The 20,323-nt window shown below is 38.0% G+C and carries 20 protein-coding genes; 2 read left to right on the top strand and 18 right to left on the bottom strand.

Features of this window, described 5'->3' with window-relative positions:
* Window positions 1–80: 80 nt before the first annotated feature.
* From LG402_RS15350 to LG402_RS15290, 13 genes are all read right to left on the bottom strand, one after another.
* Window positions 81–2,762: a T6SS phospholipase effector Tle1-like catalytic domain-containing protein gene (locus LG402_RS15350; protein WP_227335868.1), complete on the bottom strand. Its 2,682-nt coding sequence runs from the start codon at window positions 2,760–2,762 to the stop codon at window positions 81–83.
* On the bottom strand, window positions 2,747–3,277 hold the full coding sequence (locus LG402_RS15345) for a DUF3304 domain-containing protein (RefSeq protein WP_227335867.1): 531 nt from the start codon (window positions 3,275–3,277) through the stop codon (window positions 2,747–2,749). The genes LG402_RS15350 and LG402_RS15345 overlap by 16 nt, the downstream gene beginning before the upstream one ends.
* Window positions 3,262–3,786: a DUF3304 domain-containing protein gene (locus LG402_RS15340; protein ID WP_227335866.1), complete on the bottom strand. Its 525-nt coding sequence runs from the start codon at window positions 3,784–3,786 to the stop codon at window positions 3,262–3,264. The genes LG402_RS15345 and LG402_RS15340 overlap by 16 nt, the downstream gene beginning before the upstream one ends.
* Window positions 3,771–4,301: a DUF3304 domain-containing protein gene (locus LG402_RS15335; protein ID WP_227335865.1), complete on the bottom strand. Its 531-nt coding sequence runs from the start codon at window positions 4,299–4,301 to the stop codon at window positions 3,771–3,773. The genes LG402_RS15340 and LG402_RS15335 overlap by 16 nt, the downstream gene beginning before the upstream one ends.
* Window positions 4,302–4,337: 36 nt before the next feature.
* Complete coding sequence (gene tssH / locus LG402_RS15330; protein ID WP_166540604.1) at window positions 4,338–7,010, bottom strand: type VI secretion system ATPase TssH; 2,673 nt, start codon at window positions 7,008–7,010, stop codon at window positions 4,338–4,340.
* A 72-nt stretch (window positions 7,011–7,082) separates the two neighbouring features.
* Window positions 7,083–7,280: a hypothetical protein gene (locus LG402_RS15325; protein ID WP_166540605.1), complete on the bottom strand. Its 198-nt coding sequence runs from the start codon at window positions 7,278–7,280 to the stop codon at window positions 7,083–7,085.
* A 147-nt stretch (window positions 7,281–7,427) separates the two neighbouring features.
* Window positions 7,428–7,919: an Hcp family type VI secretion system effector gene (locus LG402_RS15320; RefSeq protein ID WP_023583757.1), complete on the bottom strand. Its 492-nt coding sequence runs from the start codon at window positions 7,917–7,919 to the stop codon at window positions 7,428–7,430.
* Between the two features lie 22 nt (window positions 7,920–7,941).
* Entirely contained in the window at window positions 7,942–9,660 is a 1,719-nt protein-coding gene (locus LG402_RS15315) for an OmpA family protein (protein ID WP_227335864.1), read from the bottom strand.
* The gene (gene tssL / locus LG402_RS15310; protein ID WP_227335863.1) at window positions 9,660–10,328 is read right to left on the bottom strand and encodes a type VI secretion system protein TssL, short form; all 669 of its coding nucleotides are present in this window, start codon (window positions 10,326–10,328) and stop codon (window positions 9,660–9,662) included. Before tssL ends, LG402_RS15315 begins: the two co-directional genes overlap by 1 nt.
* Complete coding sequence (tssK, locus tag LG402_RS15305) at window positions 10,325–11,662, bottom strand: type VI secretion system baseplate subunit TssK (protein WP_166540608.1); 1,338 nt, start codon at window positions 11,660–11,662, stop codon at window positions 10,325–10,327. The genes tssL and tssK overlap by 4 nt, the downstream gene beginning before the upstream one ends.
* Before the next feature lie 12 nt (window positions 11,663–11,674).
* Window positions 11,675–13,222, bottom strand: a complete 1,548-nt coding sequence (gene tssC, locus LG402_RS15300; protein WP_166540609.1) for a type VI secretion system contractile sheath large subunit — start codon at window positions 13,220–13,222, stop codon at window positions 11,675–11,677.
* A 23-nt stretch (window positions 13,223–13,245) separates the two neighbouring features.
* Window positions 13,246–13,743: a type VI secretion system contractile sheath small subunit gene (gene tssB / locus LG402_RS15295; protein WP_227335862.1), complete on the bottom strand. Its 498-nt coding sequence runs from the start codon at window positions 13,741–13,743 to the stop codon at window positions 13,246–13,248.
* Between the two features lie 756 nt (window positions 13,744–14,499).
* Window positions 14,500–14,793 (bottom strand): LexA family protein, encoded by a 294-nt coding sequence (locus LG402_RS15290; protein ID WP_227336971.1) that lies wholly within the window; start codon window positions 14,791–14,793, stop codon window positions 14,500–14,502.
* Window positions 14,794–14,980: 187 nt separating this feature from the next.
* Between LG402_RS15290 and LG402_RS15285 the strand changes: the two genes are divergently transcribed.
* On the top strand, window positions 14,981–15,217 hold the full coding sequence (locus LG402_RS15285) for a hypothetical protein (protein WP_208105196.1): 237 nt from the start codon (window positions 14,981–14,983) through the stop codon (window positions 15,215–15,217).
* Between the two features lie 153 nt (window positions 15,218–15,370).
* Window positions 15,371–15,604 carry a hypothetical protein gene (locus LG402_RS15280; RefSeq protein ID WP_227335861.1) on the top strand — a complete coding sequence of 78 codons (234 nt, stop codon included), beginning with the start codon at window positions 15,371–15,373 and terminating at the stop codon, window positions 15,602–15,604.
* A gap of 44 nt (window positions 15,605–15,648) precedes the next feature.
* On the opposite strand, the gene LG402_RS15275 is transcribed toward LG402_RS15280, so the two are convergent.
* From LG402_RS15275 to LG402_RS15255, 5 genes are all read right to left on the bottom strand, one after another.
* Window positions 15,649–16,230 (bottom strand): DJ-1/PfpI family protein, encoded by a 582-nt coding sequence (locus LG402_RS15275; protein ID WP_166540612.1) that lies wholly within the window; start codon window positions 16,228–16,230, stop codon window positions 15,649–15,651.
* Between the two features lie 5 nt (window positions 16,231–16,235).
* Entirely contained in the window at window positions 16,236–16,877 is a 642-nt protein-coding gene (locus LG402_RS15270; RefSeq protein WP_109407524.1) for a bifunctional 4-hydroxy-2-oxoglutarate aldolase/2-dehydro-3-deoxy-phosphogluconate aldolase, read from the bottom strand.
* A complete protein-coding gene (locus LG402_RS15265) occupies window positions 16,858–17,829 on the bottom strand; it encodes a sugar kinase (protein WP_166540613.1) in 972 nt (323 codons plus the stop codon). The genes LG402_RS15270 and LG402_RS15265 overlap by 20 nt, the downstream gene beginning before the upstream one ends.
* Window positions 17,826–18,680 (bottom strand): tagatose bisphosphate family class II aldolase, encoded by an 855-nt coding sequence (locus tag LG402_RS15260; protein ID WP_166540614.1) that lies wholly within the window; start codon window positions 18,678–18,680, stop codon window positions 17,826–17,828. The genes LG402_RS15265 and LG402_RS15260 overlap by 4 nt, the downstream gene beginning before the upstream one ends.
* A 114-nt stretch (window positions 18,681–18,794) precedes the next feature.
* Window positions 18,795–20,270, bottom strand: coding sequence for a DUF2264 domain-containing protein (locus LG402_RS15255; protein WP_166540615.1), 1,476 nt, complete (start codon window positions 20,268–20,270; stop codon window positions 18,795–18,797).
* Window positions 20,271–20,323 lie beyond the last annotated feature (53 nt).

The raw sequence follows: 20,323 nt of genomic DNA, 5'->3' as shown, positions 1-20,323 counted from the left end.
GTTTATTATTAACAAACTTTCGGTGTTTATCCTTGTGAAGGAGTTTTAATTGATATAATAACGTTTAATAATTGTAGATATTATTTTTCAATAATTACTTGTAAATCTTGCATAGTATTATTTAATTCTTCTTTTTTTTGTTGCTTAATAAGTTCTGATATTTGATCAACTAAATAATATGTTGGAGGGGGAAATTTAGCTATATCTATAGGAGCTTCTTTTCCTGTCGATAAATCTACAAATATAATTCCATATAAAGGTTTATATGCTATACCTAGTAGTATTATTGTATCTAAATAACTAGATGTTCCTTCAGGTTGCATAATTAATTGCATAGATTTATTTGATTTATGACCAAAGTAGATCATTCTTGATAAAAAATAACTGCTAAAAGGTTCTCGAAGTCCACTCTCTGAGTGCATAAACCATGCACGGGAATCATGTATTTGATCATCAAGCAAACTAATAACATTTTTAAGGTCTACATCTTGAGTTATTTTTCTCATTGATAAAGACATTATTTTTCTAAATATGGTACTGCTAATCGCTTTTAAACTTAGATATTCTTGTCTTTCATCTTGAGTTGTCGCTATGTAGACATACTTATTAGCAGATTGTAATGCGTTTAGTAAATTTGCTTGAGATATAACATCAGATGGAAAAATAACTTCAGGATCATTTTTACAGTTTTCTAAATGTGTTTGATATATTGATGATCCTTCACCATGCACTTTTTTAAACCATTGTGCTTCTTGTTGACATTCTACTTTTGATTTTTGGTTTATTTTTATTAGAGGCGTAGGTCTGGATACTCCTTTTAAATCTTCTAATTCAAATTTAAATTCTAAAGATGCCTCCCATAACTGACCTCTAGCATTTGTTGCATCAAAAAGTGGTGGCCCTATATTTTTATCACTTGGTTTCCAATTAGAAAGGCCAGTTATTGTCTTTTTTTCTTTATCTCTGAGTGATGTTTTCTCAGCGATATCTTTTGCTTTTTTCTCATATTCTAGAGCTAACACCGCTGTAGCTTGTCTTGAAAATTTAGCATCATAAGGTTCGACTGAAATGTCAGGGTGTTGCGGTGCATTTGTAAAAAATGGTTGATACGTTAAATTAATTTTTTCACTTTGTTTTGTACCATAGCGGCCAATTCTCCAGGCTGTGATTAAAATAAGCTGAATTTCCATAGCATATTCTAAAGTACTCGTTACAAAACGTGGAGGTATAAAACATAAGGTTTCATTACTAGTAGCAGTAATATGATTAGATAAAGCAGGCTGTTCAGGTAAAGTATAGTTTCGCCAAGAGTTAAATTTATCTACTAAATCTTCTGATATTGCAAATTCTTTTAGAGCTGATGGAGATATTATCCGGAAAGAATATTCATTTTTAATTTCTGGTAATTGTATAAGAATATCTTCTCTAATCGCTAATGGTGCTCCTGCATCGATTGCTGCTGCATACATATCATGTAATGTGATTTGTGATAATAATTCTTTATGGTGATTCCTTGCTTTACCTTGGTCGCCTGGTGGATAACCTCCACCAATATCAGAGTGTACTCCTGGGTAAATGACTTCAACAGAATTCAAGGGATAATGGCCTTCAGGTGTTCTAATTGAGTCAACAGTAAAACATTGTCTCTGTTCATGGGCAGCAACAAGATGACAAATATTTTTGACAAGTGATGACTTTGGCAACTGTTGTGTACCACTTGCCCAGCCATTATGTCCCGTAGCGCCAGGGATAACATTAGCTAATCCCACCGCAGCAACAGTGTCAAATAAGCCTAGAAATTCAACGGAAACAGGTAAACTATAAATGGTTCCCAAAGGACACGGTTTTTTCCATGCGTGAGGTAACTCTTCAAAATGATAATTTAAAAATTGATTAAGCCAGTAAACAAAAGTACGTGCTTCTGCTGCACCTCGAGAAAATCCATAAGCGTAAATTTTTAAAGCGACAATATGCGGTTTTACTTTAGATATTTTCCATTTTAGCGGTTTAAGTAAATCGTTTAACGGTTTGACGGGATTATAGGTTTTATTAAATTTACTATATGCGGAACCAACGATTAACCCTAGACTACCCATAGCGACGGCTCCAGTCACGCCATAAAAAATATCCGTAGAGTCTAGATCGGTATTTATCATTGATTCAAAATTTAAATCTGTACTCATTTCTTTAAGTAGGTCTCGTTTATCTGCTAAAGAGAGACCATCACCTGTTACTGCATGGTAAATTGCATCACAAACTTGAATTAATCCCCAACTTATTCGAGCTTCGCCACCGGTTGCAAAAATTAATCCATCAGAATAGTACTCATCAGTGCCGATATCTGGAAAAGGGGTACCAACACCAGGAATATAATAACTATAGAAACCCTTATTCTTAACTTCATTCTTTTCAGGAGAAGAGGCATGATAAAGCTTAGCAACATTAGAGGGATGTGGTGGAGTTGATGCTTTAGTATCATTGTAATTATTATTATTAGTACCATCAAAAAATAAACTCACGTGTAATGTTTTACAACATAACGCTTTTTTTTGTTTTTTAGCGTTTTGATAATATTCCTTTTCTTTATTTGTTAATTTTTCATGATTATTACGAATTTGTTTCTGAGTAAGTTTTAAGCGCCCATCTTTAGGAAATAAGGGGGGAGCCCAACAAGGATCACCTTGAGATCTTATGGTTGAAATAGCTTTAGTGGCTTCTGCTTCTATAGTTTCAATAAAAATGGAGTTTATTTGCTTGGACATGTTTCTGGTTCCTCCATATCATCGGGTTCATTGACTGGATAGTCAGGGTGTCCCCATGATTTACAAGACAAGGTGATCTTGACTTCTTGGCAGGGAAGAAAATGCACTTTGACATCACAGGGGTCGTCATATTCGGGAATTTCTACCATTTTGCTATAACGACGGTAATTGGCCTCATGTAGCCTCATATATTCATCGTAGTAAGGATCGCTAAACTCGGGAATATCACCGGGATAAGCATTGGGATCGACTTCCCATTCCACTTTGACCCATTGATTCGGCGTCCACTTGGCGGGCACGACAATACAACAGGTTCCGCCACCCCCTTTGCCATAATAGCCATTGACCATAAACCAATTTACAGAAGTACCTTTGACATGATTAAACCCGTGTAAATTCCCAGCAAGGTAGTCATCTTGTGGTTTTTTTTTGGGGAAAAACAGTGAGCTCACGGCAACAATGGCAAGAATAACACCCACGATAATAACTTTTTTACGGGTTATTTTTTCGAGCATATTGCAGGCTCCTCCATTTCTAATGGTTCTTTTATTGGATATTCGGGAAGCCAAGGGGAATAACAAGACAGGCTAATTTTTACTTCTTGGCAAGGGAGAAAATGGACTTTGACACTGCATGGCTCATCATATTCAGGGATTTCAACCATTTTTTGATAGTGGCGATAATTGGCTTTATGTTTTTCCATATATTGGCGAAATTCATCAGTACCTAAAGGTGGTGATTTATCTGAATACGCGTCGGGATCAACTTCCCATTCCACTTTGACCCATTGATTAGGTGTCCATTTTGCCGGTACCATAATACAACAAGTATCATTAGCACTTTGGGCATAATAGCCATTGACTTTAAACCAATTCACCGCAGTGCCTTTCACATGGTTAATACCACTCATACTACCGGCTAAATACTCCACTTTCGGTTGTCGGATAAAGAGCAAATAGATCGTAAGAAGAGCAATGATTATCCCAACAAACATGAGTTTTTTACGGGTTATTTTTTCGAGCATATTGCAGGCTCCTCCATCTTTGTTGGAACCGAAATGGGGTAATTAGGGTGTCCTGGGGAATAACAAGATAATGTGATCCGAACCTCTTGGCAGGGAAGAAAATGGACTTTGACACTACAAGGCTCATCGTATTCGGGGATTTCTACCATTTTGCTATAGCGACGATAATTTGCTTCGTATTTTTTCATATAAGCATCAAATTTGGGATCTGTCACACCCGGTGAATCTGTAGGGTAAGCATTGGGATCGACTTCCCATTCCACTTTGACCCATTGATTCGGCGTCCACTTGGCGGGCACGACAATACAACAAGTCCCGCCACCCCCTTTGCCATAATAGCCATTGACCATAAACCAATTCACCGAGGTACCTTTGACATGGTTAAAGCCGTGTAAATTTCCTGCTAGGTAGTCATCTTGTGGTTTTTTCTTTGGGAAAAGCAGTGAGCTCACGGCAACAATGGCAAGAATAACACCAACGACAATAACTTTTTTGCGGGTTATTTTTGGGGACATACTTAGATTTCTCTATTCCTTAATGATATGCATTAATCAATGTGGCAACTCATCACTAAAACTCAACGTAATACCTTCTTCTTCATTAAAATCTAAAATGACATATTGTGATTTTTCAGCATTGGCTTGGCGTAAAAGGAGTTGCTGGCTAAGAATAGGGAGAATTTGTTGATTAAGCAGGCTATCGATATTTCGCGCACCTGTATCGGGTAATAAACAGGCATCTACAATGGTGTCGTAGAGGGTTTCTTCAACAATACCTGTTAATCGATAGTGAGTGTAAAGTCGCTTGATCACATTTTTTAATTTCATCTCAACAATAATACGTAGTGCCGTTGCATCAAGAGGACGGTAAATTAATGTTTGGAAACGAGCCAGTAGTGCGGGTTGAAAATGGTCACGTAAAATAGGGCGAAGCGTTTCTTGTAAATCGCTATCTGTACTTAATGGTGACTCTTCCAGTTGTTGCATTAAATCATCACTGCCTAAATTTGCAGTCATTAAAATAACGGTATTACGAAAATCAATTTCACGGCCTTCACCATCACGCATAAAGCCTCTATCAAATACTTGATAGAAAAGATTGAGCACATCGCGATGTGCTTTTTCAACTTCATCTAATAACACAATGCTATAAGGCCGTTTTCTTACGGCTTCAGTTAATACGCCACCTTGACCGTATCCGACATAACCTGGAGGCGAGCCTTTTAATTGGCTGACAGTATGTGCTTCTTGATATTCAGACATATTAATAGTGATTAGGGATTTTTGACCGCCAAACAGACATTCTGCCAGCGCAATGGCAGATTCTGTTTTACCTACACCACTTGGACCCACTAATAAAAATACCCCTTGAGGGCCGTTTTCAGACACTAATCCTGTTCTCGATGCACGCAGACGTTGTGCTAACGCGAGTAAAGCACTGTCTTGTCCAACAACATATTTTGATAAGTTACTTTCTAGCTCTAATAGGCCGATTTGTTCATCTTTAAGAAGACTTGAAAGTGGAACACCTGTCCAATCAGCGATAACCGTTGCTACTGTGCGAACGTCTACATCAGGGTTTAAAAGTGGTGCTTCTTGTTGTAATTGTGAGAGTTGTTGCTGTAACTGTGCCGATGTTTCGGTATTTTCGGGATCTTGTCTGCTTTCAATTAGCTGACAGATAATCTCTTTTTCTTGCTCAAAACGCTGTTCTAAGGCTTCAAGTTGAAGTGCTAATTGGGCATCTTGAGAAGATAAATCAGATAACTTGGTTTGATTGGTTAAATTACCAATAGTGATGTCATCAAGTATTGCTTTTTGTTCTAGTTCAAGTGCATAACGCTTGGCTTTAATGCGAGTGAGTTCTTCAGGTAAGGTGTCCAAACTCATTCGAATACGCGCACTTGCTGTATCAAGTAAATCCACCGCTTTATCAGGAAGTTGGCGACCTGTTAAATAACGGCGAGATAAAGTGACGGCGGCTTTTACTGCATCATCAGTGATGTGTACGCCATGATATTTGGCATAACGAGATTTTAATCCTCGTAACATTAAAAAGGCTTTTTCATCATCAGGCTCGTCAACTTTAACTATTTGAAAACGACGTTCTAATGCGGCATCACGTTCAAAATATTGTTTGTATTCAGACCAAGTGGTTGCGGCGATAGTTCGTAGTTCACCGCGAGCCAATGCGGGTTTTAATAAGTTAGCTGCATCAGCACCACCGGCTTGATTACCTGCACCAATAATTGTATGCGCTTCATCGATAAAAAGTAGAATTGGTGTGGGTGATTGTTGAACGGCATCGATAACGTTTTTTAACCGCTGTTCAAATTCACCTTTTACTCCCGCCCCCGCTTGTAATAGACCTAAATCTAGAGTGCGTAATGAGGTAGTTTGTAAACTGATAGGAACATTTTTTTCAGCAATACGTAATGCTAATCCTTCAACAAGTGCGGTTTTACCTACACCAGGCTCTCCAACAAGAATAGGGTTATTTTTACGACGACGAGAGAGAATATCGACCATTTGACGAATTTCGTCATCTCGACCAAAGACAGGATCAATTTCACCCAGCCGTGCTTTTTCTGTCACATCAAGAGTGAATTTATTTAATACTGCTTGTAATGCATCACTAAGAGTGTGACCAATAATGGCGTTATCTGTCGTTGAGGATGGAGTATTGGTTTCATTATGTTGAGTAAGAGGGGCTTCAGGTAAATGATTATGTGAAGCTAACTGCTGAATTTCTGGTCTTTCATCAGATTGAGCATCAAGTAGAGGTCTTAATCGTTGTAGTTGTGTCTCACCTAATGTCATTAAAGGCCAAAGTGCATCGAGTGGAACTAATGCAGGTTGTTTTGTCATTGTGTGTAATAAATGTACACTGCGAATTTGTTCGATATCTTCATCAAGAGAAGCAATTACCCATGCATTTTTAATTAATTCTAGTAAGGATTTGGATAATTGAGGTCGGCTACGTACAGAGCGGGGCAATTTATCAATCGCATCAAGTAAGCTTTGCCAAAGTGCAGATAAATCCCATTCATAGCGACGTGCCAATACAGTGATATCACTTTCGCCAAGTTCTAGAATTTTTAATAGCCAGTGTTCAATAGTCACTTCTGCATGGGCACGGGTTTGGCATAATGAGGCCGCCGCTTCTAGCGCTTTTGCACAATAAGGATTTAAGCGACGTAATAGCATGACAGATTGATTTTCCATATTTTCTCCCAGTAATGAAGTCCCTATTGAGGGAATTTAGGTACGCTACCGCCCTTAGCCATAGACCGAGGCTCATAAGGTATACTTGTCATATTTCAAGTTGTAGCGTTGTTGGCTATGCTCATTCGCACTAGCCACATACTCCTGATACTCGTCATATTTCAAGTTGTAGCGTTGTTGACTATGCTCACTCGCACTAGCCACATACTCCTGATACTCGTCATATTTCAAGTTGTAGCGTTGTTGACTGCACTCACTCGTACTAGTCACATACTTTTGTATGCTCCTAGCAACTCATTCCTTTGTCGCCTAGCTACACCTTGAACTATTTAGAGTATTTGCTCGTTGTGCTTCAAATAGTGTTATTACAATAATTTGCTGTTAAAACAGGCGGTTAACCGCCTGTTTGTTTTGGTTTTACGCAGTGGCGCGTTCATTCCATGAATCTGAATGAATGATATTTCCGTCTTTGTATGTCCAAGTGATTTTTTCGTAACGCAATTCAACTTCTTCAAGGTGATTGTGTTTTTCTTTAGTTGGATCTTTGATGTTGTGCATCTTAGGAGCCACTTTTACGACTTTGACGTTTTCAAGCGTAGTGTTGAAATATTCAACTTCTTGGCCTGCATCATCGATGCGATACCACTTAAACTCTGCCTTTTTCAAGGTTTGCCCAGTTGTAACTGCTTTGTATAAATACGGACTGGATGCATCAATTTCTTTTACGAAGATAAATGGAGTATGGATACGTGTACCGGTTAATTTGCCGGTATTGTTATCTGTTGGAATGTACAAGTTGTGATCTTGAGCGACGACTTCAATACTGCCTTCACGATCTTGAACATTAACAGAACCTTTGATATCCGCATTACCGTCATCTTTTAACCAGAGGTATACAGGAATAGCCATAATTACATCTCCTTTCTAAGGTTTAGTTGCCACCATCCTTCAGTGGCGTAAGGTCATCAGCTAATACCTGACAAGCATCGGCTTGAGGTATCAGGCGAATTTCAACTCGACGATTACGAGCACGTCCATCGAGTGTTGAGTTATCTGCAACAGGTTGGCGCTGACCATATCCTTGCACTGCAAAGCAAGAAGGTGCGATATCACTGGTTTTAATCATCCAGTCGCGCACAGCTTCAGCTCGTTTAAGAGAAAGTTTTTGGTTTAAATCGGGGTTACCTGTGTTGTCGGTGTACCCTGAAATAACAATTAACCAACCCGGTTTCGCTTTGATATTGATAAGGGCATCAACAAGTACTTTGGTGGCTTCATTTTTTAATTCGTATTGACCAGAAGCAAAGAGAGCAAGACTATCTAAAGTCACCATTTCAGGGACTTCTTGCACAATAATGGGAGCTGGTGGCAGTGGTGGGGACCATGAACTGAGTAAAGTATGCAAATAAGGCAATATGTTATTACCTTGGTATAACGCTAAAGAGTAACGAGCAGGAATACCTTCTCGTTGCCAATGAGAAAGAAAAGCTGCATCTGAAAGTAGCTGTTTATAAGCTACTTTTTTAGGTTCTAAGTTTTCATCAGTAATACTTTTAAAGTGATGAATATCATTACCTATATCATAAATTAGCTGTTTGTTATGATGATAGCTTCCTGATATTGCTCCAATAAGAAATAATCCACAGATCATGCCAACAACACCAAAGGTGTTTTCTATTTGCAGTAAGTTAACATCGTGGGTGAATTTATTAATTAGAACATCAGGTAATGGTAATTCTTCACTTTGATTGGGGGCTTTAGTAATAGATGGGAATAATGTGGTTTTATGATGAATAAATTGAGCCCAGCTGTTATCTGAAATGGTAGGTACGGTCGTAAATTGCATTGCCCAGGCCACAGGAATAAGACTTGGAGCACCAGATTGAGCAATGGTAAGCAGAGGAATAAACGTATTTTTTAACCAAGCAAGTAATTGATCAATCCAGAGTGCCATAGTGAGTTGATGTTCAACGTGCTTAATGTTTTGTGATAACCATTTTGAAATAGGCTGTGTTGCTAAGTTATCAGAAACAACGAGTAATTCTTGCTGATCTTTTAAGTGAATGATCCATGGTGTAGTGTCATCAAGATGTGAATTTAGATAATCAATGGGAGAATTAAGATAAAGAGTCACCCAAAATGGCAGGGATTTGCTCGCTTTTTTATTACATTCATTAATAGCTCTACGCCAATTTAATGTGTCTTGGGTAACTTCCTCTAATTGTGATAACTGTTCTGGTAAGAGAGAATATAACAGCGATAAACGGTTAAATTGAGTAGGTGAAACATCACTAATATGCTGAGTAATGTTAATCAAATCAATTGGCGATGACGCACGGATATACCAGCCTTTAGCTGTTTCTCGATAAGTTTGATTTTCTTCAAAAAGAGCTTGTGATTGTCCACAAACAATAACAACATCACCTTGGTAGTTTTCAGGGGGAAGTTGGTTTGTTTGAGTATCTTTAAGATAAGGTATACTTTTTTGTTGGCGGAAAAACCAAATACATAAAGAGAGTGTGACAATACAAATAAACGCCGTCAGGAAAAAAGAGATCTCTTTACCAAAAGACCAAAATCCCCAAATTAACCATAATAGTAAGCTTGCTGAAAACAATGTAATACACTGTTTTATCCTGTTTTTTTGCATCACTTTCCTTGAATTACCCATTGTTGAAGTAAATGTTCTAATGACACAGAAAAGCCCCACCACAATGCTGCAATCACGATAAATCCGCCTAACCACCCTAGCCAATATAGGTGACGACGATTCATTCGGTTTTTGGGTTTCATTACTAAAGGTAAATCACTTGATAGGGCATAAGTGGGAAGTTGGGTATTAAGTAACTCAATTATTTTTTCTCGCTCTGGAGCATCGGTTTGGCGATATTTGCCAACAAAACCAAGCGTAATAACACGATGAAAACAGATAAGCACATCATGGTTTGGTGCTGGTTCATTTAATAGATTACGTAATCTATCCCAAAGCTTATCTCCAGCTTCTAACGTATTGAAATATTTGGCTTGTAATGGAGATTGTATCCACTGTAAGTAGCCATCATCACGCTCAGTCCGATTCATCACGCTTTCATCAATTAAGGCACACTGTGCATAAAGCATGTTTTCAATGGCAGATTGTGAGTAACCTTTTTCAGTGAGATTTTGGCGTGTTTTGTCAATATGTTCGCAAACGCGTCGATAGAAGGTTTTCCCATCAGTAATTTCAGCTCCTTGACGTAGTTGACATACCATTAACCAAGTATCAGCAAAAAGCACATCAATCAGGTTATTTTTAACTGTTCTTGAATTAGTCATCATGATCGAAGCACCGCAAAAAGTTCGAGTTGAATTTCACCTAATGTTCCCGGTACATAAAAGGCGCAATGACCTGAAGACAACATGGCTTGGCCTGCTGAATTATTGAGTTCAAGCGCAAAATAGTGGTTTTCTAAACGTAGAGGGATAGCGGCAGGAACATGCGTTAATGGTTGTAATGGAATACCGTTAAGCGCCACGTTAACGACACTAGCAACATCGTCATTACTGCCTGCTTTACAAAGCAATGGAAATTGAGTGATCAACAAGTGAGCTGGCAATGCAGAACGTACTGAAAGATAGAAATCAGCGTCTTCGCGTAGGCGAGGATCATGCAATTCACCACGCCAGAAAGGCCCTTCTTTATCAAGCACAATACTAATCACACGAGAAGGTAAACTTGCTTCTAATAAGGTGTTAAGTAAATTGAATAATGGTGGAAAAACCTGTTCAGGAAAAGCGTGTTGATAAAGAGGAATATCACCATTTTCATGATCGAGTGAAAATGTCAGTAGTGCCCCAGCTAAACGTACTAATTCACGATAAAGAAGCTCTGGGTGGCGACCCATTGATGATAGTAATTCGCTTAATACTGGTTCAGCGCTATTAATCGCATTTAGTAGCCAAAAAAGCGAGACATCAGCAACCGCAAAATCTGCCATTTGCTCATTATTTTCGCGACGCATAGTCATTAGGCGACGGCGCTTTGCGACTAAGCGATGCATGAATTCTGAAAACAATATGGTTAATTCAGCGCTCGCACTACAACTTAATAATGGAGGAATAAAATGCTTATCTATTTCCCATGCACCTTGTGCATTGCGAATTAATCGAGCAACGGGACAAGTCATATATGCACTGTTTTCTTCATGGGCATAGCGCAAAGTAATACTGTGGCGTAATACGGCAATATCCGTTTGTTCTTGACCAACTAAATCTTGGACTTTCATCCACTCTTGATAGAACTGTTGTGGTCTATCAGAGCGACCCTCTTGCATAAGATTGCCACCATTGGCTTGCAATAAAGGTAAGGCAAGAACGATATCAAGTGTTTGATGTTGAGAGTAATGGCTGAGTTCATTGACTGGCGGTAAATTGTCAGCCAGTGTCGTATCGATCAGTGTTCCATCAGGAAAACGCACAATTAATTTTTGTGCGCTAAGGCGTGAAATCGTTAAAGCACTTTCATCAAATTCAGCACAAATCACGCCCCATGTTGATGCAATCGTCATATTGGCGATTGTGCTAATGAGATAGCTATCCCATCTTGCTTGTTGTTGAAATTGCTGAGGAGCCAAAAAGGCCCCATCACTCCAGAGGGGGCGGTATATTTTCATCCGTGCTTCACCTTATGCTTTCGCTTTTGGCATTTGAGATACTAACGAGAGATCTACATCCATTCCTTCTACTTGGAAGTGAGGAACGGCATACAGTTTCACTCTGAAAAATCCTGGATTATCTTCAATATCTTCTACAACGACTTTGGCATCGCGCAGTGGGTGAGAAGCTTGTAAATCATCACTTGGATCAGTCATTTCAGTAACTAAACCACGAACCCAATTATTTAATTCGAGCTCTAATAAACGGCGATCTTTAGTAGTACCGATATTTTCACGCTGAATTAATTTTAAATAATGAGCAATTCGTGAAAGTAGGAAGATATAAGGTAAACGCGCATTAATACGGCTGTTTGCAGTTGCATCAGCGGTATCATAAATAGCGGGTTTCTGAGCCGAGTTTGCTGAAAAGAAACAAGAATAATCACGATTTTTATAGTAAGACAATGGAATAAAACCGAGGTTGGCAAATTCAAACTCTCGTGTCTCAGGGATCATGACTTCAGATGGAATTTTGACCTGACTTCCTGTGCCTAAATCATAAAGATGAATAGGTAAATCTTTTACAGCTCCGCCAGCTTGAGGGCCGCGAATTTGTACACACCAACCATTATTAATAAAGCTTTTAACCATATTTGCAGCAAAAGCAAAGGTTGCATTTGTCCACAAATATTTTTCATGATCTGGGCCTTTTACTTCTTCAATATAATTAAAACTACGTACAGGAACGGTATCAGGACCATAAGGAAGGCGGCCTAAAACGCGAGGCATTGTTAAACCAATATAGCGGGCATCATCAGAATCACGGAAGGATTTCCATTTAATGTATTCAGCGCGATCAAAGTAGTTGCTGATATCTTTAATTGCCGCGACTTCTTCCATGGAATCTTTACCAAAGAAGGCTGGACCAACAGAGCCAACAAATGGCATATGTGCGGACGCTGAGATTTTTGCAATATTACGTAATAGTGCAATATCTTGTGGGCTACGATCAAACTCATAATTAGAGACAATAGCTGCAATAGGCTCACCACCGGGAGTATCATATTCTTCGATATACGTATGGTGATAAAGGCCACTTTGAATAGTTTCAGGGCAATCTTCAAAATCTTGGCGTAAATCGTCTTTGGCTACATCGAGTAATTCGATTTTCACATTTTGGCGAAAATCAGTGCGATCCACTAAGAATTTTAGTCCACGCCATGCTGATTCTATTTTTTGGAAATCGGCATGATGCATGACTTCATCAAGTTGCTCACTAATTTGTCTATCTAAATCTGCAATATGGTGATCGAGTAGAGTTCTATCTAAACGTTCAACCTTTTGGCCTGAAGATTTCAAACGATCGAGAAAAACTTGAACTGCAACAGTAACGCGTTCATTTGCAGTTGTATCAGCCAGAGCACTATTGTCTTGGAAGATATTAATATCGCTCACCTGAGAAACAGGAGTGAGATTGATTTTCTCAAAGAGAGAGGCGTAAACACCGCTATTGGCGGGCTCATCAAGTACAGTTGTTGTACTTTTTGAAATACTTTCGCTATTCACTGACATAAGCATAATCCTGTAATGATAAAACCCAATTAGTCTTTTTTCGGTGCGAGTTGAGATAACTCTTCGCGTAATTCATCACTTAATGCAGGATCTTTAAGGATATTTTCGAGTTCACGGCGAAAAGTGATGTTATCAAGAAGGTTAGATTTCAAATCACGTAAGAGATTACGCATTGCCAGCATGGCGCGCAGTTGCGGTATTTGGCGAGCAACTTGTTCTGGCTCAAAATCAGCCATTTCTTTAAATGACAGATTAATATTTTCTTCGCTACCATCATTCGTTAATGTGTTTTTTACGGTAAGACTGATCGATGGAGAAAATTCAGTAAGAACACTATTGAAATTATTTTTATTAATATTGACCTTTTCTCTTTCTGAAAGAACACGTTTATCTTTTCCGTTACTGTAGTCACCAATGGCCAATAGTTTTAAAGGCAACTCAACTTTTTTCTGTGCACCACCTGTGTGCAAGTCGAGTTTTATATTTACCCGCGCTTTAGGAACTTCATTTTGAAAGCTATCTGACATAATAAAATCCTTGTATTAAAATGAATAAAGGATCTCTTGAGAGTGGGAATAATAAGTAAATCCACTACCAGGAAATTTAATTTAAGGCATGATTACTTATATTAAATTATTTTAAATAAATCAATTTATCTTAACGTTTTTAAGAGATATCTCTAAAAATAAAATGTAACAACAAATAGGAGTAAATAATTTATTAGTTTTATATTTCTATATTTATTTGCATTTTTAGTATTTATATAAAAATTATAATTTAAATATTTATTTTATTCTGTTATGGGTCGTAAAAAACATCCTTACTCAGTATTTGTACATAGAACATATATTTAATAATTTACATTAGATACTATAACTCTTTTTCTAGTTTCGTTAAGTTATTAATTAGGGGTAAAGAAATAAGAATGTAAGTTAAGCCATGAAGAGTATGAGCGTAAATCACTTTGAATCTAATTGGTCAGACATTAATGAGTAATGAAAAAATATTGAGGGAGTGATAACTACGCATGTATTGATAGCGATACTCAGTGGGATGTTGCGAGTGATTACAGCATATTACATGATATTTAGCTGTTTTCTGTTTCTGGGCGCTATTACTAAACAGAAGAAAAAAATACGTGAAGGCAAAGTCCAGACAACTATGGGATTCACGATTATTTATCACTAAATCTATGATGAAAGTATTAAACAGATAAAACTGTTTTTTGAGTTCAACCGCAATAATAGAGTTAGTTATTATTGGGGTACTTTTGGGAATAATAGTTATCGTTTACGACGATAAATGCGATGTCCAATCATTGTACCAATGATCATTAATGGTGTGTTTTCACTGCTAATTATTGGATAATCATTATTTAATAGTACAAGTTTAAAATGTTCATTGTTATTTGCATCAATGCGAGTTGGCCTGTATTTCTTAAATGTTGCCTCTCTTTCATTATTAGCAGCAACAATATTAGCAGCAACAATAAATTCACCAGGATGTGGTTTTATCTCAGGATCGACAATGATTACATCTCCTGATTTAAAATCAGGTTCCATTGAATCACCTTCTATTTTTAATGAAAAAGGAAGTGATTAAGTATCATGTGGAAATAATTAAAATTGTATTAAATTATCATATGTCTGATAAATCATATTTTTATGGGAATTAAAACATTTTATCTATATTAATTGAAAAGCTAATTATTTAAATATTTATTTAAATAACATGGCCTTCCTGTTTATAAAATAAAGGAATATTATGAAACTTATTGATGGATTGAAAACAGAATTAAAAGGTTTCTTCAATGAAATATCAGAAAATAACTATGTGAAGATTTTTGACACTCCTCATATATGGGGAATGCCATTTGGTAAAGAAATTATGCCAAAAGCGATAGAACGTGAGGCTGAGTTTGAACAGGCTATTACATCTATCTTAGATAAAATGCTATATCGCTGTGATATTTCATCGCTTAATGCCCCTGATGAGGAGTAGCGTAAAATTATTCTTGCTGCAATTGATAAATCTTTTTCTGAAAAGAAAGGGCGTAAAGAACGCACGCAAATTCGATTTTTATTTGCACAAACACCAACAGTTTTATTAAACGGTGTAAAATATTATTTTAGTGGAACACCCGAATATTTAGCATTGAAAAAAGATCTTATTGAATTAATTAAAGAGCGTGGAAAATATTGGGAAGGGCCTGATATGCGCACTGATTATAAGAAAGGTTCCGAAAAAATGAAGGAATACCTTATAAAAAATGCGAAGAAAAAAATTCGTATGTCTCAGCAAGATGTTGTGAGCGCATGGAAGAAAATATGGAAAGATCACCCAGTTTGCCATTGGATCATTGAAGCGTTATTAAAAATAAAACTATAAAGGGGAGTTAATCCCCTTTATATCGTAAATAATAATTAATTTAGCTATTTTAGATAACCTAACGGCCAGTGTTTGAAATAAATATGATTAGCTTGCCAGTCTACTTTTTCTGTATTGTCGCTTAATAAATGGCGAGCCACAGTAAAGGCAAATTCAAAACTTACACCTAATCCTTTTGCACTGATAAATTTTCCATCGACAACTACATCTTGATCAAGATAATTGCCATCATCATATTTATCTGCCAATTTATCGCCTGTGCTGTAATTACGACCGTCAAGAAGATGGTGTGCCGCTAATACTTTTGCTCCAGAAGAGCATAGCGCACAAATATATTTATCTTCAGCAATATGGCGTTTAATAAATTGAATAACTTGTTCATTCGCACATAAACGATCAGTACCTTTAGGACCACCTGGCATCATTATTGCGTCATAGCTGTGTGTCAGTTTTTCAGTTAATAGAAAATCAGCACTGATTTTAGTTTCAAAATAAGTATTTAATACCAATGTATCCATGCAAGAAAGTACATCAACATGAATATCAAGACGGCGCATGATATCAATAAAAACAACGGCTTCGCCTTCTTCGAATCCGTCTGCTAATAAAACGGCAACCTGTTTCATTGTATTTATCCTTTATTGATTTTTAGTAATGAATGGATACTTTGAATATGATTAACAATGGTTTGCTTATCTTGTTTATCAATAGCTTCAGTAGTTGCAATCCAGCTACCGCCACATGCCACCACTTGTGGAATAGCGAGATAATCACTGACATTATTTAAACTAATGCCACCCGTTGGCATAAATTGCATTTGTGCGTAAGGTGCCGCAAGTGCTTTTAGCATTTTTATACCGCCAGAGGCTTCTGCTGGGAAGAATTTAACTAAGGTTAGGCCTCTTTCAAGGGCTACTTCTATTTGGCTTGGATTATTAATTCCCGGCACAATGTTGATGCCATTATTCAGACAATAATCAACTGTACTTGGGTTATAACCTGGAGAAATGACAAAGCTTGCTCCAGCTTCTTTTGCCATGTCTGCTTGTTGTGCCGTTAATACTGTTCCTGCGCATAAAATAAGCTCAGGAAAATGCTCATGCATTAACTTAATAGCTTTAGCTGCCGCAGGTGTACGAAAGGTGATTTCAGCAACAGGTAATTGATTTTGGGTTAGAATTTCACCCAGCCAGATTGCATCTTCTGCGCGATTAATTTGGATCACGGGGATCACTTTCAGTGAGGAAAGTGTATCAACAATTGACTGTGTCATGGTTATCCTTGATTAATGTATAGAATGAATCGGTGACTTTATGAGGGATGATGGCGCCATGGTGTTGAATAACGAGTCCGGCTAATGTATTTCCCCATAAACAGCAAGTTGGTAAGCGATTATTTTGTAGCCAAGCAGCAATAAAACCAGCATTAAACGAGTCGCCCGCTGCGGTAGTATCAACAACCAAATCAATCGGTTTGGGAGAGATATAGCCCGTATCTATGCCATCAGACCAGAAAGCGCCATGAGCACCGAGTTTGACAATCACGTTTTGATTGCCCCATTGATGAAGGCGTTGTGCAATATCTTGTTCTGTCAAAATGGGTTGTTGCCAAAGCATTTGCTCATCATCACCCGTAACTAAAGCGATATCGCTAAGCCTGTACAGTTTTTCAAACCATTCTTGTGCATGAGATATTGAATCCCATAAGCGAGGTCGATAATTTGAATCCACAATTAAAGTGATCCCACGCTGTTTAAGGTGGATTAATTGCGTGAGTAGAGACTCTTTTCCTTCCGGCGTTAAAATAGCAAGAGAAATTCCGCTGAGATAAATTACACTATTATCAGGTAGTGCATTGAGATGTGTTGTAAAACGGCTATCTGTTGCAATATAACGTGCGGCCGCATCATTACGCCAATAATGAAAACTACGCTCACCGCAGGGATCAATTTCAATGGCATATAGGCCGGGAAGTTTTTCGGGAATAGTAATAACAGACTGGCAGTTAATTCCTTCTTCTTCCCATGCTTTTTGCATTAAGGCACTGTAAGTATCAGTGCCTAAACCTGTCATATAGTACGGATGTAATGTAGGGATAAGTCGCGCTAAGTACAGCGCTGTATTTAGCGTATCACCGCCAAAGCGCTGTTGTTGTGGTAAAAACGGTTGACCACTAAGCTCTATCATACATTCGCCAATAATGGCGACAGTTCTATTTGTTTTCACAGTTTCCCATCACTTTTACAGACACGAATTTTATCCGCAACCACCGCTTTCATTGCGGCTTTGCCCGGTACAAGGTAATGGCGAGGATCACTTGCATCAGGATTATCTAAAAAGTACTGCTTGATTGCGTTAGAGAAAGCTATTTTTAGTTCAGTTGCGACGTTAACTTTACAAATACCTAAATCGATACAACGGCGCACATCCGCATCAGGAATACCCGATGCACCATGAAGAACTAAAGGGACGTCTGTTTTTTGGCGAATAATCTCTAAGCGATCAAAATCGAGATGAGGCTCATGTTTATACATGCCGTGTGCTGTACCGATTGCAACAGCTAATGAATCAATACCCGTTGCTTTAATAAATTGTACCGCTGAATCAGGATCGGTGAATAGGGCATCTTTAGCATCAACGATAAGATCATCTTCCTGTCCACCAAGACGACCTAATTCAGCCTCTACAGTGCAATCCCAATGATGGCAGAAATTGACCACTTCTTTGACGATACGAATGTTTTCTTCAAAATGAAAATGAGAGGCATCGATCATGGCGGAGCGCACACCTGAAATGACTTTATGGCAAATATCAGGAATATCTTCATGGTGATCTAAATGTAGTGCAACGGGAATTCGGTATTGCTCTGCGGCTTGTTGACAAATAGAGATCAAATAATCACTACCTGCATAAGCAAACGTACTTGGTGTACCAGCTAGAATGACGGGAGATGCCATTTCAGCAGCCGTCTCCATCACAACTTGGATAGTTTCCAAGTTGTGAATATTAAAAGCAGGCACAGCATAATTTTCACGCTGTGCTTTATTGAGCATATTACGAGTAGAAACCAGATACATGTTTGCCTCTCATCTTTCGTTTAATTACGAATTATAATAAACGAAAGAAATAGAAAGGTAAAAGATCTAAATCACATTTTTATTCCCTTCGCACTGAAAGCAAATGAAAGGTAGTTAGAAAAAATGTGCCATTTTTGAACTATAACTGGTGATCCCTTTGCGTAATAAGTTATTTTTAGGTCGTCTTGACTGTCCTATTACGGTTTCAGTGACTTTTTGTGCTAAGGTCTGTTTTTCTAAACGGCGAGTTAATGGGGTTTGCTGAGTTGTATAATCTTCACAAAAAATGACAGTTACCTCTTGTGTTGCTTTCACACCAGTTACTAAAGCTTGGATAGATGGAATTTCGAAACGAAAGTTATCTTTTTCGATAGGTAAAGGAAGTGAAGGCGTTTGCCATAAATTGATACGATCAGCACAATAGAGCGCGATAATCACAGCACGTAATGACCAAAAACTACTGGCTGGCCCACTGTAGTTATCGACCAAACGAGGATCGTGAGTAAATAAGCCTTGAGTTGGTGCGCCATTTTTTAATGCACCTTGAGAAATAAAATAACGTAAGCTACTTTCAAAGGCGCGTTTTGCCTCACCTACTTTGACTGAAGGGCAATGCAAATCGACGCCTGCTAATAATGGCGCAGAAACCGCAAGGCGATAGCAGGCACTTCGACCAAAGAAAGGAATACCTTTGGGAGTCATAAAATAAAGGTAGTGCTGATTAAAGGTGTTAAGTGATTGAGTAATAAATGTCGAATCAAATTGAGGGTCGATTTGCGCTAACCAATACAGTGAATAGTAAAAACCCCACGCATTGTAGTAATCATAATTACCTTTTGCGCCATCACGAAACCATCCATCACCAACATAAAACTCTTTTAATCGTTCATAACGCCAATGGGCAATTGTGTCTTTTCCTGTGAGTGCTTTAATGACAAATTGGACGGTAAGAGGGAAGAAATGCCAATTATTATCAACAATTTCACAATGATTAACTTGTTCGAACCAAGCAATAATTTGTTGTTGTGTTGCTGGTGCTAATGTATCCCAAACCCATTCACGGCTTATCCAAAGTGTGAGCGCTAAATCAGATGCTTCACAAATTCGTTGATCGTAATTTTCAAGTTTCCCCCAATATCCTTTATGAAGTGGATCAGTACCATGAATAAAACTTTGTTTGATCATTAATGGTAAATTAAATGCTTGCTGATTTAATCCCATCAACGTACTTTTTTTGCTGCTAACTATCCATGCTGCAAGTAGAGGAAGTACTCTGCTAACACCTTCAAGAGCATCCGTTCTTGCTGTTTGTTGCCCGGGACTTCCGGGATAATAAGCATGGGAATAACCCCAGACTTGATAATGATGAAAAGCCTGAGTGACATACTGTGTCAACATTTCGCATAAAGAGAAAAGAGACTGATTTTCATCATTAAAAAAGTGAGTGATCGTTTTATCATAGCGACGATAAGCTGATTTTCTGACTAATCGTCGAATGATATTTTCCTTAAATAAGCGTTGATAGATTTCTACGTTTGGGTGCTCATAAGGGAGTTTTGGACGTGCTGAAGATGCAATTTTAATAGCCATTTTCGTATCTCAGAAAAAAGACGCATCCTTGCGAAACAAAACGGAGGTTGAAT

Source organism: Proteus sp. NMG38-2, assembly GCF_020640995.1.
Classification (GTDB): Bacteria; Pseudomonadota; Gammaproteobacteria; order Enterobacterales; family Enterobacteriaceae; genus Proteus.
Note: the sequence above shows the minus strand (reverse complement) of the source record. Positions and strands in the feature narration are given on the sequence as shown.

Excerpts from the sequence above, each read along its gene's own strand:
- LG402_RS15350 (WP_227335868.1), bottom strand. The coding sequence starts at position 2,762 with ATGTCCAAGCAAATAAACTCCATTTTTATTGAAACTATAGAAGCAGAA.
- LG402_RS15345 (WP_227335867.1), bottom strand. The coding sequence starts at position 3,277 with ATGCTCGAAAAAATAACCCGTAAAAAAGTTATTATCGTGGGTGTTATT.
- LG402_RS15340 (WP_227335866.1), bottom strand. The coding sequence starts at position 3,786 with ATGCTCGAAAAAATAACCCGTAAAAAACTCATGTTTGTTGGGATAATC.
- LG402_RS15335 (WP_227335865.1), bottom strand. The coding sequence starts at position 4,301 with ATGTCCCCAAAAATAACCCGCAAAAAAGTTATTGTCGTTGGTGTTATT.
- tssH (WP_166540604.1), bottom strand. The coding sequence starts at position 7,010 with ATGGAAAATCAATCTGTCATGCTATTACGTCGCTTAAATCCTTATTGT.
- LG402_RS15320 (WP_023583757.1), bottom strand. The coding sequence starts at position 7,919 with ATGGCTATTCCTGTATACCTCTGGTTAAAAGATGACGGTAATGCGGAT.
- LG402_RS15315 (WP_227335864.1), bottom strand. The coding sequence starts at position 9,660 with ATGCAAAAAAACAGGATAAAACAGTGTATTACATTGTTTTCAGCAAGC.
- tssL (WP_227335863.1), bottom strand. The coding sequence starts at position 10,328 with ATGATGACTAATTCAAGAACAGTTAAAAATAACCTGATTGATGTGCTT.
- tssK (WP_166540608.1), bottom strand. The coding sequence starts at position 11,662 with ATGAAAATATACCGCCCCCTCTGGAGTGATGGGGCCTTTTTGGCTCCT.
- tssC (WP_166540609.1), bottom strand. The coding sequence starts at position 13,222 with ATGCTTATGTCAGTGAATAGCGAAAGTATTTCAAAAAGTACAACAACT.
- tssB (WP_227335862.1), bottom strand. The coding sequence starts at position 13,743 with ATGTCAGATAGCTTTCAAAATGAAGTTCCTAAAGCGCGGGTAAATATA.
- LG402_RS15285 (WP_208105196.1), top strand. The coding sequence starts at position 14,981 with ATGAAACTTATTGATGGATTGAAAACAGAATTAAAAGGTTTCTTCAAT.
- LG402_RS15275 (WP_166540612.1), bottom strand. The coding sequence starts at position 16,230 with ATGAAACAGGTTGCCGTTTTATTAGCAGACGGATTCGAAGAAGGCGAA.
- LG402_RS15270 (WP_109407524.1), bottom strand. The coding sequence starts at position 16,877 with ATGACACAGTCAATTGTTGATACACTTTCCTCACTGAAAGTGATCCCC.
- LG402_RS15260 (WP_166540614.1), bottom strand. The coding sequence starts at position 18,680 with ATGTATCTGGTTTCTACTCGTAATATGCTCAATAAAGCACAGCGTGAA.
- LG402_RS15255 (WP_166540615.1), bottom strand. The coding sequence starts at position 20,270 with ATGGCTATTAAAATTGCATCTTCAGCACGTCCAAAACTCCCTTATGAG.